The sequence below is a fragment of the Amycolatopsis sp. NPDC051061 genome (genome assembly GCF_040682935.1).
GTDB lineage: Bacteria > Actinomycetota > Actinomycetes > Mycobacteriales > Pseudonocardiaceae > Amycolatopsis.
On the sequence record NZ_JBFBBZ010000004.1, the window covers coordinates 222,695 to 237,278 of the forward strand.

The following is a 14,584-nucleotide window of genomic DNA, read 5'->3' on the forward strand; positions in this document are numbered from 1 at the left end:
TGATGCTGAGCGACGCGCGGATCGAAGCCCGCATCCCGACGCAGGACCTGGACCGAGCCCGCCGGTGGTACTCGGAGAAACTCGGGCTCGAGCCGGCCGAAGAGCGCGAAGGCGGCCTGCGCTACGAAGGCGCGTCAGGCGTCTTCTGCCTGTTCGCCTCCGCTGGCGCGTCCGACGGCTCCTTCACGCAGATGGGCTTCTACGTCGACGATGTCGAAGCCGCGGTCGCCGAGCTGCGAGCGCGCGGAGTCGTCTTCGAGGACTACGCGGGCGCGGTGAACGGGATCATGGACATCCGCGGCAATTACCCGAGCAAGGGCCGCGGCGAACGCGCCGCCTGGTTCCGCGACAGCGAGGGCAACATGCTCGGCCTCGCCGAAGTGACCCCCTGAAACGCCGTGAAGGCCTCCTTACCGGCCATAAGAGCCGGTAAGGAGGCCTTCACGGACTTACGACACCGTCAGCGTGTCGATGTCGAACAGGGAACCCGCGCCGCCCCGGAAGACCAGGTGGAGCGGGCCCGAGCCGGGTGACACGGTCGTCGAGACCGTCTGGAACGTCTCCCAGCTACCGGTGTTCGGCACGGTGACCGTGCCCAGCAGGGCACCGGTCGCCGAGCCGTCGCGGATTTCGATCGTGCCGCCCGCGCCCGCCGAGGACACGACCGCGCTGAACCGCGTGATGCCCGCCGTGCTCACCGACGCGAACCCGGCCCAGTCACCGTTCTCGATGTAGCCCAGGGTGTTGCCTCCGCTCGCCGGGGCGTGCGGCGCGATCTGCACGCCCGACCCCGACGTGAACGACTCACCCTCCACTGTGGACGACGAAGAGACGCCGCAGTCCGCCTCGACGACCCCGGCGGCGTACCGGATCCCGCCGAGCAGCTCGGTCCGGAACGCGGTGTCCGAGTACGACTCGATCGTGTGGCCGAGGCCGGTGTAGAACGCCCGGCCGCTCCCCTGCGGGTGGCACCACGTGATCGGGTGGTCGGCGCCCATCTCGCCGCCGGTGTAGCTGGACTCGTCCAGCGTCTGCAGCACGTGCACCTGCCCCCGCGGGTTCGTCCGGTAGTTGTACAGCTCGTCGGTCCGGGTCCAGACCGCCGGCAGGTGCGCGGTCGCCGGGTGGGTGCCGTCCTCCGTCACGAACCGGGCCGGCTGGATCGCCGGGTGGCTCTTGAACCAGGCACCGACCAGCTGCCCGTACCACGGCCAGTCGTACTCGGTGTCCGCCGCGGCGTGGACGCCGAGGTAGCCGCCACCGCTCTCCACATAGGACTCGAACGCGGCCTGCTGGGTGGCGTCCAGGACGTCACCGGTGGTCGAGAGGAACACGACCGCCCGGTACTTGGCCAGCTCCGAAGGCGTGAACACCGACGCGTCCTCGGTCGCCGTCACCCCGAACCCCTGAGCCGTGCCCAGCTCCCGGATCGCCTGGATCCCGGCCGGGATCGCGTCGTGCCGGAAGCCGGCCGTCTTGGAGAACACCAGCACGTCGTACGCGGGATCGACCTGGGTCGGCATGCCGCTCAGGCTAAACGTGTCGATGTCGAAGAGGGAACCGGAAGCGCCGCGGAACACGAGGAACACCGGCCCGGACCCGCTCGACACCGTCGTCGTGACGGTCTGGAAGACCTCCCAGTCGCCGGTCGAAGGCACCGCCACGCTGCCCAGCAGCGTCCCGGTGGCCGAGCCGGCGCGCACCTCGATCGTGCCGCCCGCACCGGCCGACGACACCCGCGCGGTGAAGGTCCGTGCGCCCGCTGTGCTCACCGACGCGTACCCGGCCCAGTCACCGTTCTCGATGTAGCCCAGGGTGTTGCCTCCGCTCGCCGAGGCGTGCGGCGCGACCTGGACGCCCGAGCCGGACGTGAACGACTCGCCTTCGACCGCGCCCGCCTGGGTGGCGGTGGTGAAGGTGAACGCGTCGAGGTCGAACAGGTTGCCCTGCCCGGTGACGCCCTTGAACACGAGGTACAGCGTCGTCGCGGCGGCCGGCCGGTTCGTCAGGTTCGCTGTGACGTCCTGGAAGTTCTCCCAGTCCCCGGTGCTCGCGACGGCCACGGAACCGAGCAACGTTCCGGTCGGCGACCCCGCGCGCACCTCCAGGGTCCCACCCGGGCCGGCCGACGACACCCGTGCGCTGATCGACGTCGCGTTGCCCAGTGCGTACGGCGTGAACGAGATCCAGTCGCCGTCGTCGGTGTACCCGACCGTCCGGCCGCCCTCGGCCGAGCCGTGGTCGGCGAGCTGGATCCCCGACTGCGCCGAGAAGTGCTCGCCCTGGCGGTGCCGCGGCTGGAGCTTGCGGACGCTGTGCGACGTCAGCCCGCCGTTGTCGGTGTACTGCGCGTCGAAGACGCCGAAGATGTTCGCCGCGGCGTCGTGCTCACCGTCGACCGGGACGGCGATCGAGCCGCTGCACCCGGTCGCCTGGGTGATCTGGTGCTGGTGGCTGTCGTGGCCGAGCAGGTAGGTGACCTTGACCTTCGAGCAGTCCAGCGGCCCGTCCTCGGGATCGCTGCCGGTCACCTGGAACGGCACGGTGTCCCCGAAGGAGAACAGCTGACCGTCGATCGGGGTGCCGAGCGTGACCGAAGGCGCGGTGTTGCCGACCGTGACGACCAAGCTCGCCGTGCCGGTCAGGCCCTCCGGATCGGACACCGTGAGGGTCGGCGAGTAGGTGCCGTTGGTGGTGTAGGTGTGCGCCGGGTTCGCCGCCGTCGACGTCTGCCCGTCGCCGAAGTCCCAGCGGTAGCTCAGCGCCCCGCCTTCGGGATCACTGCTGCCCGCGGACGAGAAGTTCACGGTCAGCGGGTTCGGGCCGGACGTCTTGTCGGACGCGGCTTTCGCGACCGGGTTGCGGTTGGTGCCCGCGAGGTACTCGATCCGGTAGAGCGCCTGGTTGTCGTCGCCGGTGCCGTAGTCGAGGACGTACAGGGCGCCGTCCGGGCCGAACGCCATGTCCATGACCTGCGTGCCCGTCCACGGGAAGTTGTCGATCGTCCCGCGGGTGCCGTCGGCGTTGACGGTCACCGCCTTGATCCACTTGCGCCCGTACTCACCCGCGAAGAACTTGCCGTCGAGGGACTGCGGGAACTTGACCGTGGACGTCGAAGCGGCGTCGTACCGGTAGACCGGCCCGCCCATCGGCGACTCCGAGCCGCTGCCGAACTCCGGCGGCGAACCCTCGTCGCCCGCGTACTTGATCCACGCGGCCTTCGGCACGGGCAGCTTGGCGAGCCCGGTGTTGCGGAACGAGGAGTTCGTCGGCCCGCCCGCGCAGTCGTACTTCGCCCCGGACGGCCCGCTCGGGAACGTGAAGCGGTTGTACGACTCGGTCGTCGTGTTCGAGCCGGTGCAGTACGGCCAGCCGAAGTTGCCGGCGCCGGTGATCCGGTCGAACTCGACCTGGCCCTGCGGCCCGCGGTTCGGGTCCGTGGTGCCGGCGTCCGGGCCGTAGTCGCCGAGGTAGACGACGCCGGTCGGTTTGTCGACACTCATCCGGAACGGGTTGCGGAAGCCCATCGCGTAGATCTCCGGCCGGGTGCTCGCGGTGCCCGGCGCGAAGAGGTTGCCCGACGGGACGGTGTAGGTCCCGTCGGCCTGCGGGTGGATCCGCAGCAGCTTGCCGCGCAGGTCGTTCGTGTTGCCGGACGAGCGCTGCGCGTCGAACTGCGGGTTGCGCGTGGTCCGTTCGTCGATCGGCGAGTAGCTGTCCGAGGAGAACGGGTTGGTGTCGTCGCCGGTGGTCAGGTAGAGGTTGCCGGCGGCGTCGAAGTCGATGTCGCCGCCGACGTGGCAACACTGCCCGCGGTCGTTGGCGACCTTCAGGACGACCTTCTCGCTGGCGAGGTCGAGGGTGTTGTCGGTCTTCAGCACGAACCGCGAGAGGTGCAGCTCGCCCTTGAACGGCGCGAAGTCGGCTTCGGTGCCGTCGGTCGGCGCATCACCGTCCGGTGTGGACAGTCGCGGTGAGAAGTACAGCCAGACGTAGCGGTTGGTGGCGAAGCCGGGGTCGGCGGCGACGCCCTGGAGGCCTTCTTCGTCGTGGGTGTAGACGTTCAGCTTGGCCGCGACGGAGGTCGCGCCGGCCGCGGTGGTGACGCGGACGGTGCCGTCGCGGGAGGTGTGCACGACCGAGCGGTCCGGGAGCACGGCGAGCGACATCGCCTCGCCGAGCTCGGCCGCGCCGGTGGCGAGGGCGACCTGCTGGTAGTCCGCGGGCGGGATGTCCGCGCGGGCCGGGGTGTCGACGGTGAGCAGGAGGCCGGCGCTCAAGAGTGCGGCGCCGAACAGCCTCGCCCACTTCGGTGGGGACGGAGACATGCTGGTTCCTTCCTGGATTTGAGCGTGCTTCGCCCCGGAATGGGCCGAAGCCGTTTCGTTCACCTTCCGACGGGGCTGGCGGTCACCCGTTGAACAGAAGCGTTATTTCTTCGAGGAGAAGGCGGCGTCGAACGCCGCGGTGGGTGGGGTGAAGTTGAGCTTGCGGACGAACTCCAGCGCTTCCGGTGCGCCGATGAGCCGGTCCATGCCCGCGTCCTCCCACTCGATGGAGATCGGGCCGTCGTAACCGATGGCGTTCAGCATGCGGAAGACGTCCTCCCACGGGACGTCGCCGTGGCCGGTGGACACGAAGTCCCAGCCGCGGCGGGGATCCGCCCAGGGCAGGTGGGAGCCGAGCCGGCCGTTGCGGCCGTTGAGCTGCTTGCGGGCCTCCTTGCAGTCGACGTGGTAGATGCGGTCCTTGAAGTCCCACAGGAACCCGGCCGGGTCGAGGTCCTGCCAGACGAAGTGCGACGGGTCGAAGTTCAGCCCGAACGCCTCGCGGTGCCCGATCGCTTCCAGCGTCCGGACCGTGCTCCAGTAGTCGTACGCGATCTCACTCGGGTGCACCTCGTGGGCGAAGCGGACGCCGACCTCGTCGAATACGTCCAGGATCGGGTTCCACCGTGCGGCGAAGTCGGCGTACCCGCGCTCGATCATCGACGGCGGCACCGGCGGGAACATCGCCACCGTGTGCCAGATCGACGAGCCGGTGAAACCGACCACAGTGGACACGCCGAGCTTCGCCGCGGCGCGGGCGGTGGTCTTCATCTCCTCCGCCGCCCGCTGCCGGACGCCCTCGGCCTCGCCGTCGCCCCAGATCCGGGCGGGCAGGATGGCCTCGTGCCGCTCGTCGATCGGGTGGTCGCAGACGGCCTGGCCGAGCAGGTGGTTCGAGATCGCCCACACCTTGAGGTCGTACTTGGCCAGCGTCTCCAGCTTCGCCTGGACATAGCCGTCTTCCGCCAGCGCGCGGTCCACTTCGAAGTGGTCGCCCCAGCAGGCGATCTCGAGGCCTTCGTAGCCCCAGCCGCTCGCCAGCTCGCACACCTCCTCGAACGGCAGATCGGCCCACTGCCCGGTGAACAGGGTCAACGGTCGTGCCATGTCCTGACCTCCTGGTGCGTCCTACTCAGTTCGGATAGCCGCTAGCAACAAGTCCTTGACTTCGGTGGCGTGGACCTTCTCGCGCGCGAGCGAGGGGTCCGAGCACAGCAGCACCGGCCCGTCCTCGGGCGAGTCGGGCAGCCGCCCGTGGCTGCCGCGCACCGGCGCCGGGTCGAGCGGGACGACCTGCATCGAGTACCGCAGGCCGAGCTTCTTGCGGGCCAGCGCGGACGCCGCCTTCAGCTTCACCGCCGGGTCGTTCGGGTCGAAGAACAGCTCGGCCGGGTCGTAGCCGGGCTTGCGGTGGATCTCGACGGTCTTCGCGAAGTCCGGCGCGCGGTCGTCGCTCAGCCAGTAGTAGTAGGTGAACCAGGCGTCCGGCTCGGCGATCGCGACCAGCTCGCCCGCCCGCTCGTGGTTGATCCCCATTCCTTCCTGGGCCGATCGGTCGAGCACGACGTCCACTCCGGACAGTCCGGCGACGATGTCCCGCACCCGCGGGATGTCGGCGGGGTCGGCGACGTAGACGTGCGCGGCCTGGTGGTCGGCGACCGCGAACGCCCTCGACGTCCACGGGTCCAGGTACTCCATGCCCGCCTGGACGTACACGTTGAGCAGGCCCTCACGGCGCAGCGCCCGGTTGACGTCGACCGGGCGGCTCGCGTTCGTGATGCCGTACTCCGAGAGCGCGACGACGGTGTGCCCGCCCGCGGCCGCGAAGTCCAGCAACGGCTGCAAAGCCGCGTCGATCTCGCGCGCGGAGGCCGCGGCCTGGGGCGCGTCCGGGCCGAAGCGCTGGAGGTCGTAGTCCAGGTGCGGGATGTAGACGAGCGTGGTGTCCGGCTTGTCCTCCGTCATGATCTTCTGGGCGGCGGCGATGATCCACTTCGACGACGTGATCGCGGCCGTCGGTCCCCAGTAGGTGAAGAGCGGGAACTCGCCCAGCGCGCCGACCAGCCGGTCGTGCAGTTGGGGCGGGTGGGTGTAGGCGTCCGGGGACTTCTTGCCGTCGGCGTGGTAGATCGGCCGCGGGGTCACCGTCAGGTCGACGTCCATGCCCATCGCATACCACCAGCAGACGTTGGCGACCTTGTGCCCGGCCTGCGCGCGGCGGGCGGCGTCCCAGAACTTGTCGCCCTGCACCAGCTTGTTGTGCTGGCGCCAGAGGAAGATCTCGCCGAGGTCGCGGAAGTACCAGCCGTTGCCGACGATCCCGTGCTCGGCCGGCTGCAACCCGGTGAGGAACGTCGACTGCACCGAGCACGTCACGGCCGGGAACACCGTGTCGAGCTGCGCGGTGAAGCCGGGTTCGGCCATCTTGCGCAGGTTCGGCATGTGCGGGAGCAGCCGCGGCGTCAGGCCGACGACGTCGATGACCAGCAAACTCATTCCGAAACCTCTTTCAAGCCCAGTTCGACAAGGGAACGCCGGGTCCAGTCCAGCTCGGCCGCGATGCCCGCGACCAGCCCGGCGTCGTCGGCGGGTGCGTCCGGGAGCACCTGCCAGGTGTAGGTCTCGACCTCGACGTGGTCGGTGCGCGCCGTCGCGCCGCCGAACAGCTCGGCCAGGGTTCCGGACAGCACCGGCCGGGTCGACGTCAGCGGCGGGGCCGGGTCGGCGTGCAGCGGCACGTGGAAGTGCACGCGCCACGGCGCCTCGCCCGGGAGGCCACCGGCCAGTGCCTCGTCGAGGTCGTCGGCGCCCGGTGGGGCGCCTTCGTTGCTCTGGTGCAGGAACCGGGGTTCCACAAAGGATTCCAGCGCCTTCCGCGTCTCCGGATCGGCCGGGTTCGCGGCCTCCAGCGCGGCCGACGCCTGGAGCTTGACGACGTCGAGCCCGGCGGCCGCCAATCGCCCCAGCGCGGCCGCCGGGTCCTCGAACCCGACCGCGAGGTGGCACGTGTCGAGGCAGACGCCCAGCCAGTCCTTGTCCACTTCGGACAGCAGCGACGCGGCCTGCGCAGTCGTCTCGATGACGCAGCCGGGCTCCGGCTCGAACGCCACGCGCACCGGACGCTCCTGCTTCGCCAGCCCCTCGGCGAGCAGCTCGAGCCGGCCACGGTCGTCCTGCCACTCCGTGCGCCAGCCGAGCGGCAACGTCGAGACGCTGCCGCGCACGGCGTCCTCCGGCATCAGCTCGGCGAGCAGCCGGGCGAGGTCCAGGGTGTACCGCGTCCGTTCCGGCGTGGACCAGTCCGGCCGGTACACCTTGTGCTTCACAACCGGGTCGTGGAAGCCCTGGTACGGGAACCCGTTGAGGGTGACGACTTCCAGGCCGCGCGCGGCCAGTTCGCCGCGAAGCCGGGAGACCGCCCCCGGGTCGGCGGTCAGCTCGGTCGCCACCGGCCGGGCCAGCCACAGGCCGAGCCCGAGGCGGCCGGTTCCCAGGCGTTCCCGGATCGGCTCGCCGAAGCGGGCCAGCTGGGCGAGCACGCCGTCGAGGTCCTCGGCCTGGTGCACGTTGGTGCAGTAGGCGAGGTGGACGAGCGTGCCGTCGCGATGCCGGAACCTCACTTGCGCGCACCCCGCAGGATCGAGTTGCCCGCGAACTCGGCTTCCGCCGCTTCGCCTTCCAGGTCCAGCCGCCCGCTCTGGCCGTAAAACTCGACGGGGTTGCGCCACAGCACCTGGTCGACGTCGTCCTCGGTGAACCCGGCGGCGAGCATCGCGTCGCCGGTCTTGCGGGTCTTGAGCGGGTCGCTCTTGCCCCAGTCCGCGGCGGAGTTCACGAGGACGCGATCGGTGCCGTACTCGCGCAGGATCGCGACCATCCGCTCTTCGTCCATCTTCGTGTCCGGGTAGATCGAGAAGCCCATCCAGGAGCCCGACTCCTTGACCATCGCGACGGTCACCTCGTTGAGGTGGTCGAGCACGACCCGCTCGGGCGCGATCCCCGACTCCCGGACGACGGCGATGCTGCGCTCGGTCCCGGCCGCCTTGTCGCGGTGCGGGGTGTGCACCATCGCCGGGAGGTCGTGGTCGATCGCCAGGGCGAGCTGCGCGGCGAACGCCTTGTCCTCCTCGGCGGTCATCGAGTCGTAGCCGATCTCGCCGACCGCGACGACGCCGTCCTTCTCCAGGTAGCGCGGCAGCAGGTCGAGCACCGGCGCGCACCGGGGATCGTTGGCCTCCTTCGGGTTCAGCGCGATCGTGCAGTGGTGGGCGATGCCGAACTGGCTCGCGCGGAACGGTTCCCAGCCGACCAGCGCGTCGAAGTAGTCGGTGAAGCTGCCGACGTTCGTGCGGGGCTGGCCCAGCCAGAACGCCGGCTCGACGAGCGCGCGGACCCCGGCGGCGTGCATGGCCGCGTAGTCGTCGGTGGTGCGGGAGCTCATGTGGATGTGCGGGTCGAAGATGCGCATCAGGCGTCCTGTTCGGTCAGCAGCGGGAGGAGGTCGGCGGGCACGTCGCGGCCCGCGGCGGTGCGCTCGGCGGCGAACGACCGCATCATGCGCAGCAGCTCCTCGTCGGTCCGGCGGTCCAGCCCGGCGACTTCGGCCAGCGGGATGCCCATGAAGACGCACTTGAGGACGCCGTGGCGGTAGGCCGAGTCGTCCAGGTGTTCCGCGGCGTACTCCCCCATCGCCGCGGTGACGAGCCGGGTGTCATTCGTGCGCAGGGCGTCCGCGACCAGGTCGAGCCCGGCGTCCCCGATGTCCACGACGGACAGTCCACGAAGGACGGCCCGCTTCTCGGCGGCGTCGCCGTAGCGGTAGAGGTCCGGCAGCTCGGCGGCCGCACCGGGCGCGGCTTCGAGGAGCCGGACCCGGGCGACGTCGTCGACCGTCCAGCCCGGCTTGTCCGACGGGCCCCGGCCGACCCGGCGGCCGACAGCGGGGAACAGCGTGCGCAACGCCGTCGCGTCGTCGGCGACCTTGGTCAGAGCTTCATCGAGCCACGCATTCATGCGGTCACCGCCTTGCGCAGGAACTCCAGCGACTCGCGGGCGATCCGCGGGGCCGCGTGGCTGTCCCGCGGCAGTTCCACCGCGACCAGCCCGGGGTAGGGCGACAACGCGTCCAGCACCGGCGGGAAGTCGATCTCGCCGCGGCCGAACTCGAGGTGCTCGTGGGTGCCGCGGCGCATGTCGTCGATCTGGACGTTGACCAGCCGCGGCAGGGCTCGCCGGACGCAGTCGGGCACGGACGCGGGCTCGTTGCACCGGCAGTGCCCGATGTCCAGCGTCAGCCCGAACCGCTCCGGGTCGCCGAGCCGGCGGGCCAGCTCGAAGTAGCCGTCGAGGTCCTCGACGAGCATCCCGGGTTCCGGCTCGAACCCGAGCTTCACGTCGTGCTCGTCGGCCGCCTTGAGCACGTCGGTGCAGCCGGCGACCAGGTGGTCCCAGGCGTCCTCTGCGGACAGATCGGCCGGCTTGTTCCCGCTCCAGAAGGACACCGCCTCCGCGCCAAGGTCCGCGGCGATCTCCACGGCCCGGGCCAGGAACTCGATCCGGGCCGCGCGGCCGGGATCGAGGAACGTCGGCGAGTGCTTGCGCCACGGGTCCAGCAGGAACCGGGCCCCGGTCTCGACGACGACGGCCAGCCCGAGCCGGTCCAGCTCGGCGGCCAGCGAGGCGACGCGGCGGGCGAGGTCCGGCCCGAACGGGTCGAGGTGCTGGTGGTCGAGCGTCAGTGCGACGCCGTCGTAGCCCAGGTCCGAAAGGACGCGCAGGGCGTCGCCGAGGCGGTGGTTGGCGAAGCCGTTGGTGCCGTACCCGAACCTCATGTCGGCGACACCTTCCGGCTCAGCGCCCGCGCGATCGGGAACGCGGCGGCGACGGCCAGCGCCGAGCGCCACGCCCCGGTCCGGGCGATCAGCCCGGCCTGCAGCGGGATCATCCCGTGGATGCCCGCGCCGACCGCGCGCCGGATCTTCGGGGCGGCCGGATCGCGGACGGCGTCGTACTGTGCCCGCCCGGTCGTCGCCACGTACGTCCCGAGCAGCGCCGAGGCGAGCGGACCGACGCGGCCGGCGGCGACGCGCACCCCGGCCGTCGCGGCCAGGGTCGCCGCCGGCAGGGCGGGCTTGGCCCCGGTCACCTCCGACCTTGACAACGTCGTCACGGCGAAGGTGTGCGCCCCGACCGTCAGCGCGGCCGGCACCGCCGCCCGGGCACCGCCCCCGCCGAGCAGCACGTCCAGGGCCCGGGCCGCGGCCATCGCGGCCGGCCCGAACACGGTCTCCTTGAGCACGAAGTCGTACGCCCAGACCGTCGCGGCCAGCGGCAGGGCGACGCGCAGCGCCCGCTTCCCGCCGGCCGCCGCGGCGATGCCCAGCCCGCCCGCGGTCAGCCCGGTCGCCACGCCGAGCGCGGTACCCGGCTTGATCCGGCCCGACGGGATCGGCCGCTCGGGGCGTTCCATCGCGTCGAGGTGGCGGTCGGCGTAGTCGTTGAGCGCCATGCCCGCCCAGTAGATGCAGACGGACGCGCCGGTCAGGGCCAGCGTGCGGCGGCCGAACGGCCAGCCCGAGGCGGCGGCCCCGGCCACGGCGTCGCCGGGCACGGTCAGCGCCGCGGGTGCGCGGACGAGTTCGACGAACGCCTTCACCGGTTCGCCCACTCGCGCAGGGCCGCGTACTGCGACGCGAGGTCGTGCGGCCCGTCGCCGACGGGATCCTTGAAGAAGAACCCGAACTCGGCCACCGGGCCGGCGACGCCGTCGCGGCACGCCTTGCCGGTCAGCCGGGCCAGGTCGAGCACCAGCGGCGCGGCGAGCGCGGAGTCGCAGCCCTGCCAGGTGAGCTGCAGCGTCATGCGCGTGCCGAGGAAGCCCTCGAAGAGCACGTGGTCCCAGGCGGTCTTCCAGTCGCCGAGCGCCGGGACGTAGTCGATGTGCACCTCGCCGTCGACGTCCCGGCCGAGGTTCTGCGAAAGCACCTGCTGCTTCGACGCGTTCTTGCTCGACGCCGCGCCGGGGTCGGCGAGCGTGGCGCCGTCGCCGCCGCCGAGCAGGTTCGTGCCCGACCACGAGAGGACGTTCAGCGCGCGCTGGGCGAACATCGGCGCGAGCACCGACCGCAGCAGCGTCTCGCCGGTCTTGCCGTCGCGGCCCGCGTACGGCACCCCCGCCGTGCGGGCGAGTTCGTCGAGCGCGGGCAGCCGCGCGCCGGTGGACGGGGTGAAGTCGACAAAGCCACACCCCGCGCGGAACGCGGCGTAGGCGTAGACCGCGCTCGCCGGGAGGACGTCCTCCCCCGCGTCCAGCGCGGCTTCGAGAGCGGCCAGGGAAGCGTGCGCCGGGTGCGGGGCGCACGGCGGCTCGGTGGAAGAGACGTTGAGGACGACGACGTGGTCCAGACCCTCGCGGAACGCCGTCAGGTCGGCGACGATCCGGTCGATCGCCGCGCGCCCGCCACCGTCCGGCGCCGGCCGCAGCCGGGCTTCGGCCGCTTCCAGCTCGGCGCTGACCGGGCCGGGCAGGGTCGGCGGCAGCACGCCCGCCGCGACCAGGTGCTCGGCCCGCTTGAGCAGCGGCGTGTCGACGACGTCGTGGCCCCCGAAGACGAGGTCGCCCAGCCCGGGCAACCGCGGTCCGGCGAAGTCCGGCAGTTCGGTCACGCACCCCGTGCGCGCGGCCAGACCCGCCCGCATCGCGGCGGCGCCGGCGATGGCCGTCGTGGCCACCGATCCGCGGGCACCGATCAGCCAGACACCGATCTTCCCCATGATTTCCTCCAGTTCGGCAAATTCAGCCCGCGCCGGTCGCCCCCGACGGGACGCGGGTCAGGACGCTGCTCGCCGCGGCGCGCTCGCCGACCGCGGCGAGCGCGGTCCCCCCGGGCGCACAGAGGTCCACCCGGACTACATCGCCGTAGTCGATCAAGTGTTTCCGCGCTCCTTCGTGACGACGGCGGAGCGCCGGGTCGCCGTGGCCGGAGTTTCCCGGCCCGCCGGGTCTTCGAGCCCCTCCACCTGCGGCGGCTCGGCCGTCCGGGCCAGACCAGTCTGCCCCGCGAATCCGGTGGCGGCACGTCCCATCTTGCGGATTCCGGGACGGCCGGCGGGCGCTTCGCCGGATCCCGGCGACCGACGACGGGCAGGCTCCGGGACGCTCCTGGCCGGTACCGGTCAACTCCACGCGTGTCATCCGCTGTCCCTTTCCGGCCGCACCGGCACCAGCGCCGGGTCGTCGAACACCGCTTGCAGCGCGACGTGCGCGCCGCCGCGCGAAGCCGCGGAAAACCCGAGCCAGGACAGCTCGACGCGGCAGCCCCCGATGTGCGGGGCGATCACCCGGGCTTCCAGCTCGGCCAGCATCGGGCCCAGCAGGTACGGGCCCAGCTGGGCGAAGTAACCCCCGAGCAGCACCACCCGCGGGTTGAAGACGTTGACCAGCACGGCCGCCCCGACGCCGAGGCCGGTGCCGACCTGGGCGAGCGCGTCGAGCGTGCGCTTGTCCTTCAGCTCGGCGCGGCGGCGGATCATGTCGAGCCGCTGTTCGAGGTCGAGTGCCGGGTCGTGCACCGGGTCGCTCGGCGACGCGGCGAGCCGCAGCATCCCGGCCAGCCCGACGAGGGTCTCCCAGCAGCCGCGGCGCCCGCAGCCGCAGACGCGGCCCGCCGGGTCGAGCTGGATGTGCCCGACCTCGCCGGAAAAGCCCTCCGCGCCGCCGAGCAGCCGTCCCCCGGAGATCACGCCGCCGCCGACGCCGATTTCGCCGGTCAGGTACACGAGGTCGGCGGTCCCGGCGACGCTGCCCATGGCGTACTCGCCGAGCGCGCCCAAGTTCGCGTCGTTGGCCGTGCGGATGGGGAACGACGGCGGCCCGAGGCGCCGGGTCAGCCGTTCGGTGATGCCGCGGACCACCGCGACGTCGGTCCAGTGCAGGTTCGGCGCGAAGGCGACCGTGCCGCTCGCGACGTCGACGAGCGCCGGGATGCCGACGGTCACGCCGGCCGGCACGACCCCGAGGCGCCGGCACTCCCGCAGCGCCCGTGCGGTCAGCTCCGCGCCGGCGTCGAGGACCTTCGCCACGGGAAGCGCCTGGACGTCGAGGGCCACGCGCTGTTCGAAGAGCACCGTGCCGGTGAGGTCGAGGGCGAGCGCGGTCAGGTAGTCGACGTTGATCTCGACGCCGATACCGCCGACGTCACGGCCGTCCAGCTCGACGATCGTGCCCGGGCGCCCGACCGCGCCGGCGCGTTCCCGCTCGCCTTCGCGCGCGAGCCCGCGCTCGACCAGTTCCGAGACGAGGCTCGAAACGGTTCCCTTGTTCAGCCCGGTGTCCGCGGCGATCGCCGCCCGCGAACGGGGTCCCGCGTCCCGCAGGTGCCGCAGCACCAGCGCGAGGTTGCTCCGGCGGACGGCGGCCTGGTCGGCCGGGCGCACCGGTCTGAGCGAGAAGGAGGAGTCCACGCCGACACCACCCCGGTTCGTCTGGTGGTTCAACAAATTAGGTGCGGCGAAACGATCGGGTCAACGAGGGACCGTGGCGCCTTTCGTGGACAAAAGCCACAGAAATCGGTCTGACCAGCGAAACTATCGCACGACGGCAGCAAAAGGGTCCCACGGATGGAGCAGGGGTTAGGATGCGCGGCCGCCGCAATCCCCCCGCCGAACGGGACCGCCGTTGGTCGTGTACCGCTGATCGGGACGGTGCCGTGTTTTGGTCCGGACGGCTCGAAAGTGTCGCGGCCGCACCGAAACTTTCCGCAAGCGAGCTGGGTCGGTCAGCGGGTGAAGGTGAGCGTGCCGAGCGCGGCGACCAGCGGCGCCAGCTCCGGCAGCGCTCCCGCTTCGGCGAGCGCCTCGGCCAACGCCGTGTCGTGGGTCGGGCGAGCCTCCGTCAGCAGGGCCCGGCCCGCCGGCGTCACCTCCGTGTAGATGCCGCGGCGGTCGTCGGCGCAGAGGTAGCGGGCCAGCAGCCCGCGGCTCTCCAGCCGCGTGACCAGCCGGGTGGTCGCCGACTGGCTGAGCACCACGGCGTTCGCGAGCTGGTTCATCCGGAGGTGGAAGCCGTCCTGGCGGCCCAGCGCGTCGAGCACGCTGTACTCGCTCACCGACAGCTCGTGGTCGCGCTCGAGCGCGCGCTGCAGCCTGTCCTCGATCCGCGCGTGCAGCGCGGCCAGCGTGCGCCAGCCCTGAGCGCGGGCTTCGACGGCGTCGTCGTCCAGTGACACGGTTCACCTCTCCCCGGCTTGCGCGTACTC

Annotated in this window: 13 protein-coding genes; 1 reads left to right on the forward strand and 12 read right to left on the reverse strand. The window is 71.7% G+C overall.

The genetic code is table 11. The features are described 5' to 3' along the window. The first annotated feature begins 2 nt into the window (after positions 1 to 2). Positions 3 to 392, forward strand: a complete 390-nt coding sequence (locus AB0N03_RS07535; RefSeq protein ID WP_364366895.1) for a VOC family protein — start codon at positions 3 to 5, stop codon at positions 390 to 392. A gap of 57 nt (positions 393 to 449) precedes the next feature. Here AB0N03_RS07535 and AB0N03_RS07540 read toward each other — a convergent pair whose 3' ends face one another. From AB0N03_RS07540 to AB0N03_RS07595, 12 genes are all read right to left on the reverse strand, one after another. Next, entirely contained in the window at positions 450 to 4,328 is a 3,879-nt protein-coding gene (locus AB0N03_RS07540; protein ID WP_364366897.1) for a carbohydrate-binding protein, read from the reverse strand. Positions 4,329 to 4,430: 102 nt separating this feature from the next. Next, complete coding sequence (locus tag AB0N03_RS07545) at positions 4,431 to 5,435, reverse strand: sugar phosphate isomerase/epimerase family protein (protein WP_364366900.1); 1,005 nt, start codon at positions 5,433 to 5,435, stop codon at positions 4,431 to 4,433. A 21-nt stretch (positions 5,436 to 5,456) separates the two neighbouring features. Further along, entirely contained in the window at positions 5,457 to 6,824 is a 1,368-nt protein-coding gene (locus tag AB0N03_RS07550; RefSeq protein WP_364366903.1) for a nucleotide pyrophosphatase/phosphodiesterase family protein, read from the reverse strand. Beyond that, positions 6,821 to 7,948: a metabolite traffic protein EboE gene (gene eboE, locus AB0N03_RS07555; protein ID WP_364366905.1), complete on the reverse strand. Its 1,128-nt coding sequence runs from the start codon at positions 7,946 to 7,948 to the stop codon at positions 6,821 to 6,823. The genes AB0N03_RS07550 and eboE overlap by 4 nt, the downstream gene beginning before the upstream one ends. Then, on the reverse strand, positions 7,945 to 8,796 hold the full coding sequence (locus AB0N03_RS07560) for a TatD family hydrolase (protein ID WP_364366907.1): 852 nt from the start codon (positions 8,794 to 8,796) through the stop codon (positions 7,945 to 7,947). The genes eboE and AB0N03_RS07560 overlap by 4 nt, the downstream gene beginning before the upstream one ends. Continuing rightward, positions 8,796 to 9,341, reverse strand: a complete 546-nt coding sequence (locus AB0N03_RS07565; protein WP_364366909.1) for an EboA domain-containing protein — start codon at positions 9,339 to 9,341, stop codon at positions 8,796 to 8,798. The genes AB0N03_RS07560 and AB0N03_RS07565 overlap by 1 nt, the downstream gene beginning before the upstream one ends. Continuing rightward, positions 9,338 to 10,159 carry a sugar phosphate isomerase/epimerase family protein gene (locus AB0N03_RS07570; protein ID WP_364366912.1) on the reverse strand — a complete coding sequence of 274 codons (822 nt, stop codon included), beginning with the start codon at positions 10,157 to 10,159 and terminating at the stop codon, positions 9,338 to 9,340. The genes AB0N03_RS07565 and AB0N03_RS07570 overlap by 4 nt, the downstream gene beginning before the upstream one ends. Next, the gene (locus AB0N03_RS07575) at positions 10,156 to 10,983 is read right to left on the reverse strand and encodes an SCO3242 family prenyltransferase (protein WP_364367163.1); all 828 of its coding nucleotides are present in this window, start codon (positions 10,981 to 10,983) and stop codon (positions 10,156 to 10,158) included. Before AB0N03_RS07575 ends, AB0N03_RS07570 begins: the two co-directional genes overlap by 4 nt. Then, positions 10,980 to 12,101, reverse strand: coding sequence for an inositol-3-phosphate synthase (locus AB0N03_RS07580; protein WP_364366915.1), 1,122 nt, complete (start codon positions 12,099 to 12,101; stop codon positions 10,980 to 10,982). Before AB0N03_RS07580 ends, AB0N03_RS07575 begins: the two co-directional genes overlap by 4 nt. Before the next feature lie 22 nt (positions 12,102 to 12,123). Beyond that, positions 12,124 to 12,258, reverse strand: a complete 135-nt coding sequence (locus AB0N03_RS07585) for a hypothetical protein (protein ID WP_364366918.1) — start codon at positions 12,256 to 12,258, stop codon at positions 12,124 to 12,126. A gap of 260 nt (positions 12,259 to 12,518) precedes the next feature. Then, positions 12,519 to 13,790 (reverse strand): ROK family transcriptional regulator, encoded by a 1,272-nt coding sequence (locus tag AB0N03_RS07590; protein WP_364366921.1) that lies wholly within the window; start codon positions 13,788 to 13,790, stop codon positions 12,519 to 12,521. Between the two features lie 314 nt (positions 13,791 to 14,104). Beyond that, complete coding sequence (locus tag AB0N03_RS07595) at positions 14,105 to 14,554, reverse strand: MarR family transcriptional regulator (RefSeq protein WP_364366924.1); 450 nt, start codon at positions 14,552 to 14,554, stop codon at positions 14,105 to 14,107. Positions 14,555 to 14,584: the final 30 nt, after the last annotated feature.

Bases quoted from the DNA above. Each gene is read 5' to 3' on its own strand.
- AB0N03_RS07565 (WP_364366909.1), bottom strand. From the start codon at position 9,341: ATGAATGCGTGGCTCGATGAAGCTCTGACCAAGGTCGCCGACGACGCG.
- AB0N03_RS07545 (WP_364366900.1), bottom strand. From the start codon at position 5,435: ATGGCACGACCGTTGACCCTGTTCACCGGGCAGTGGGCCGATCTGCCG.
- AB0N03_RS07550 (WP_364366903.1), bottom strand. From the start codon at position 6,824: ATGAGTTTGCTGGTCATCGACGTCGTCGGCCTGACGCCGCGGCTGCTC.
- AB0N03_RS07570 (WP_364366912.1), bottom strand. From the start codon at position 10,159: ATGAGGTTCGGGTACGGCACCAACGGCTTCGCCAACCACCGCCTCGGC.
- AB0N03_RS07580 (WP_364366915.1), bottom strand. From the start codon at position 12,101: ATGGGGAAGATCGGTGTCTGGCTGATCGGTGCCCGCGGATCGGTGGCC.
- AB0N03_RS07540 (WP_364366897.1), bottom strand. From the start codon at position 4,328: ATGTCTCCGTCCCCACCGAAGTGGGCGAGGCTGTTCGGCGCCGCACTC.
- AB0N03_RS07535 (WP_364366895.1), top strand. From the start codon at position 3: ATGCTGAGCGACGCGCGGATCGAAGCCCGCATCCCGACGCAGGACCTG.
- AB0N03_RS07560 (WP_364366907.1), bottom strand. From the start codon at position 8,796: ATGCGCATCTTCGACCCGCACATCCACATGAGCTCCCGCACCACCGAC.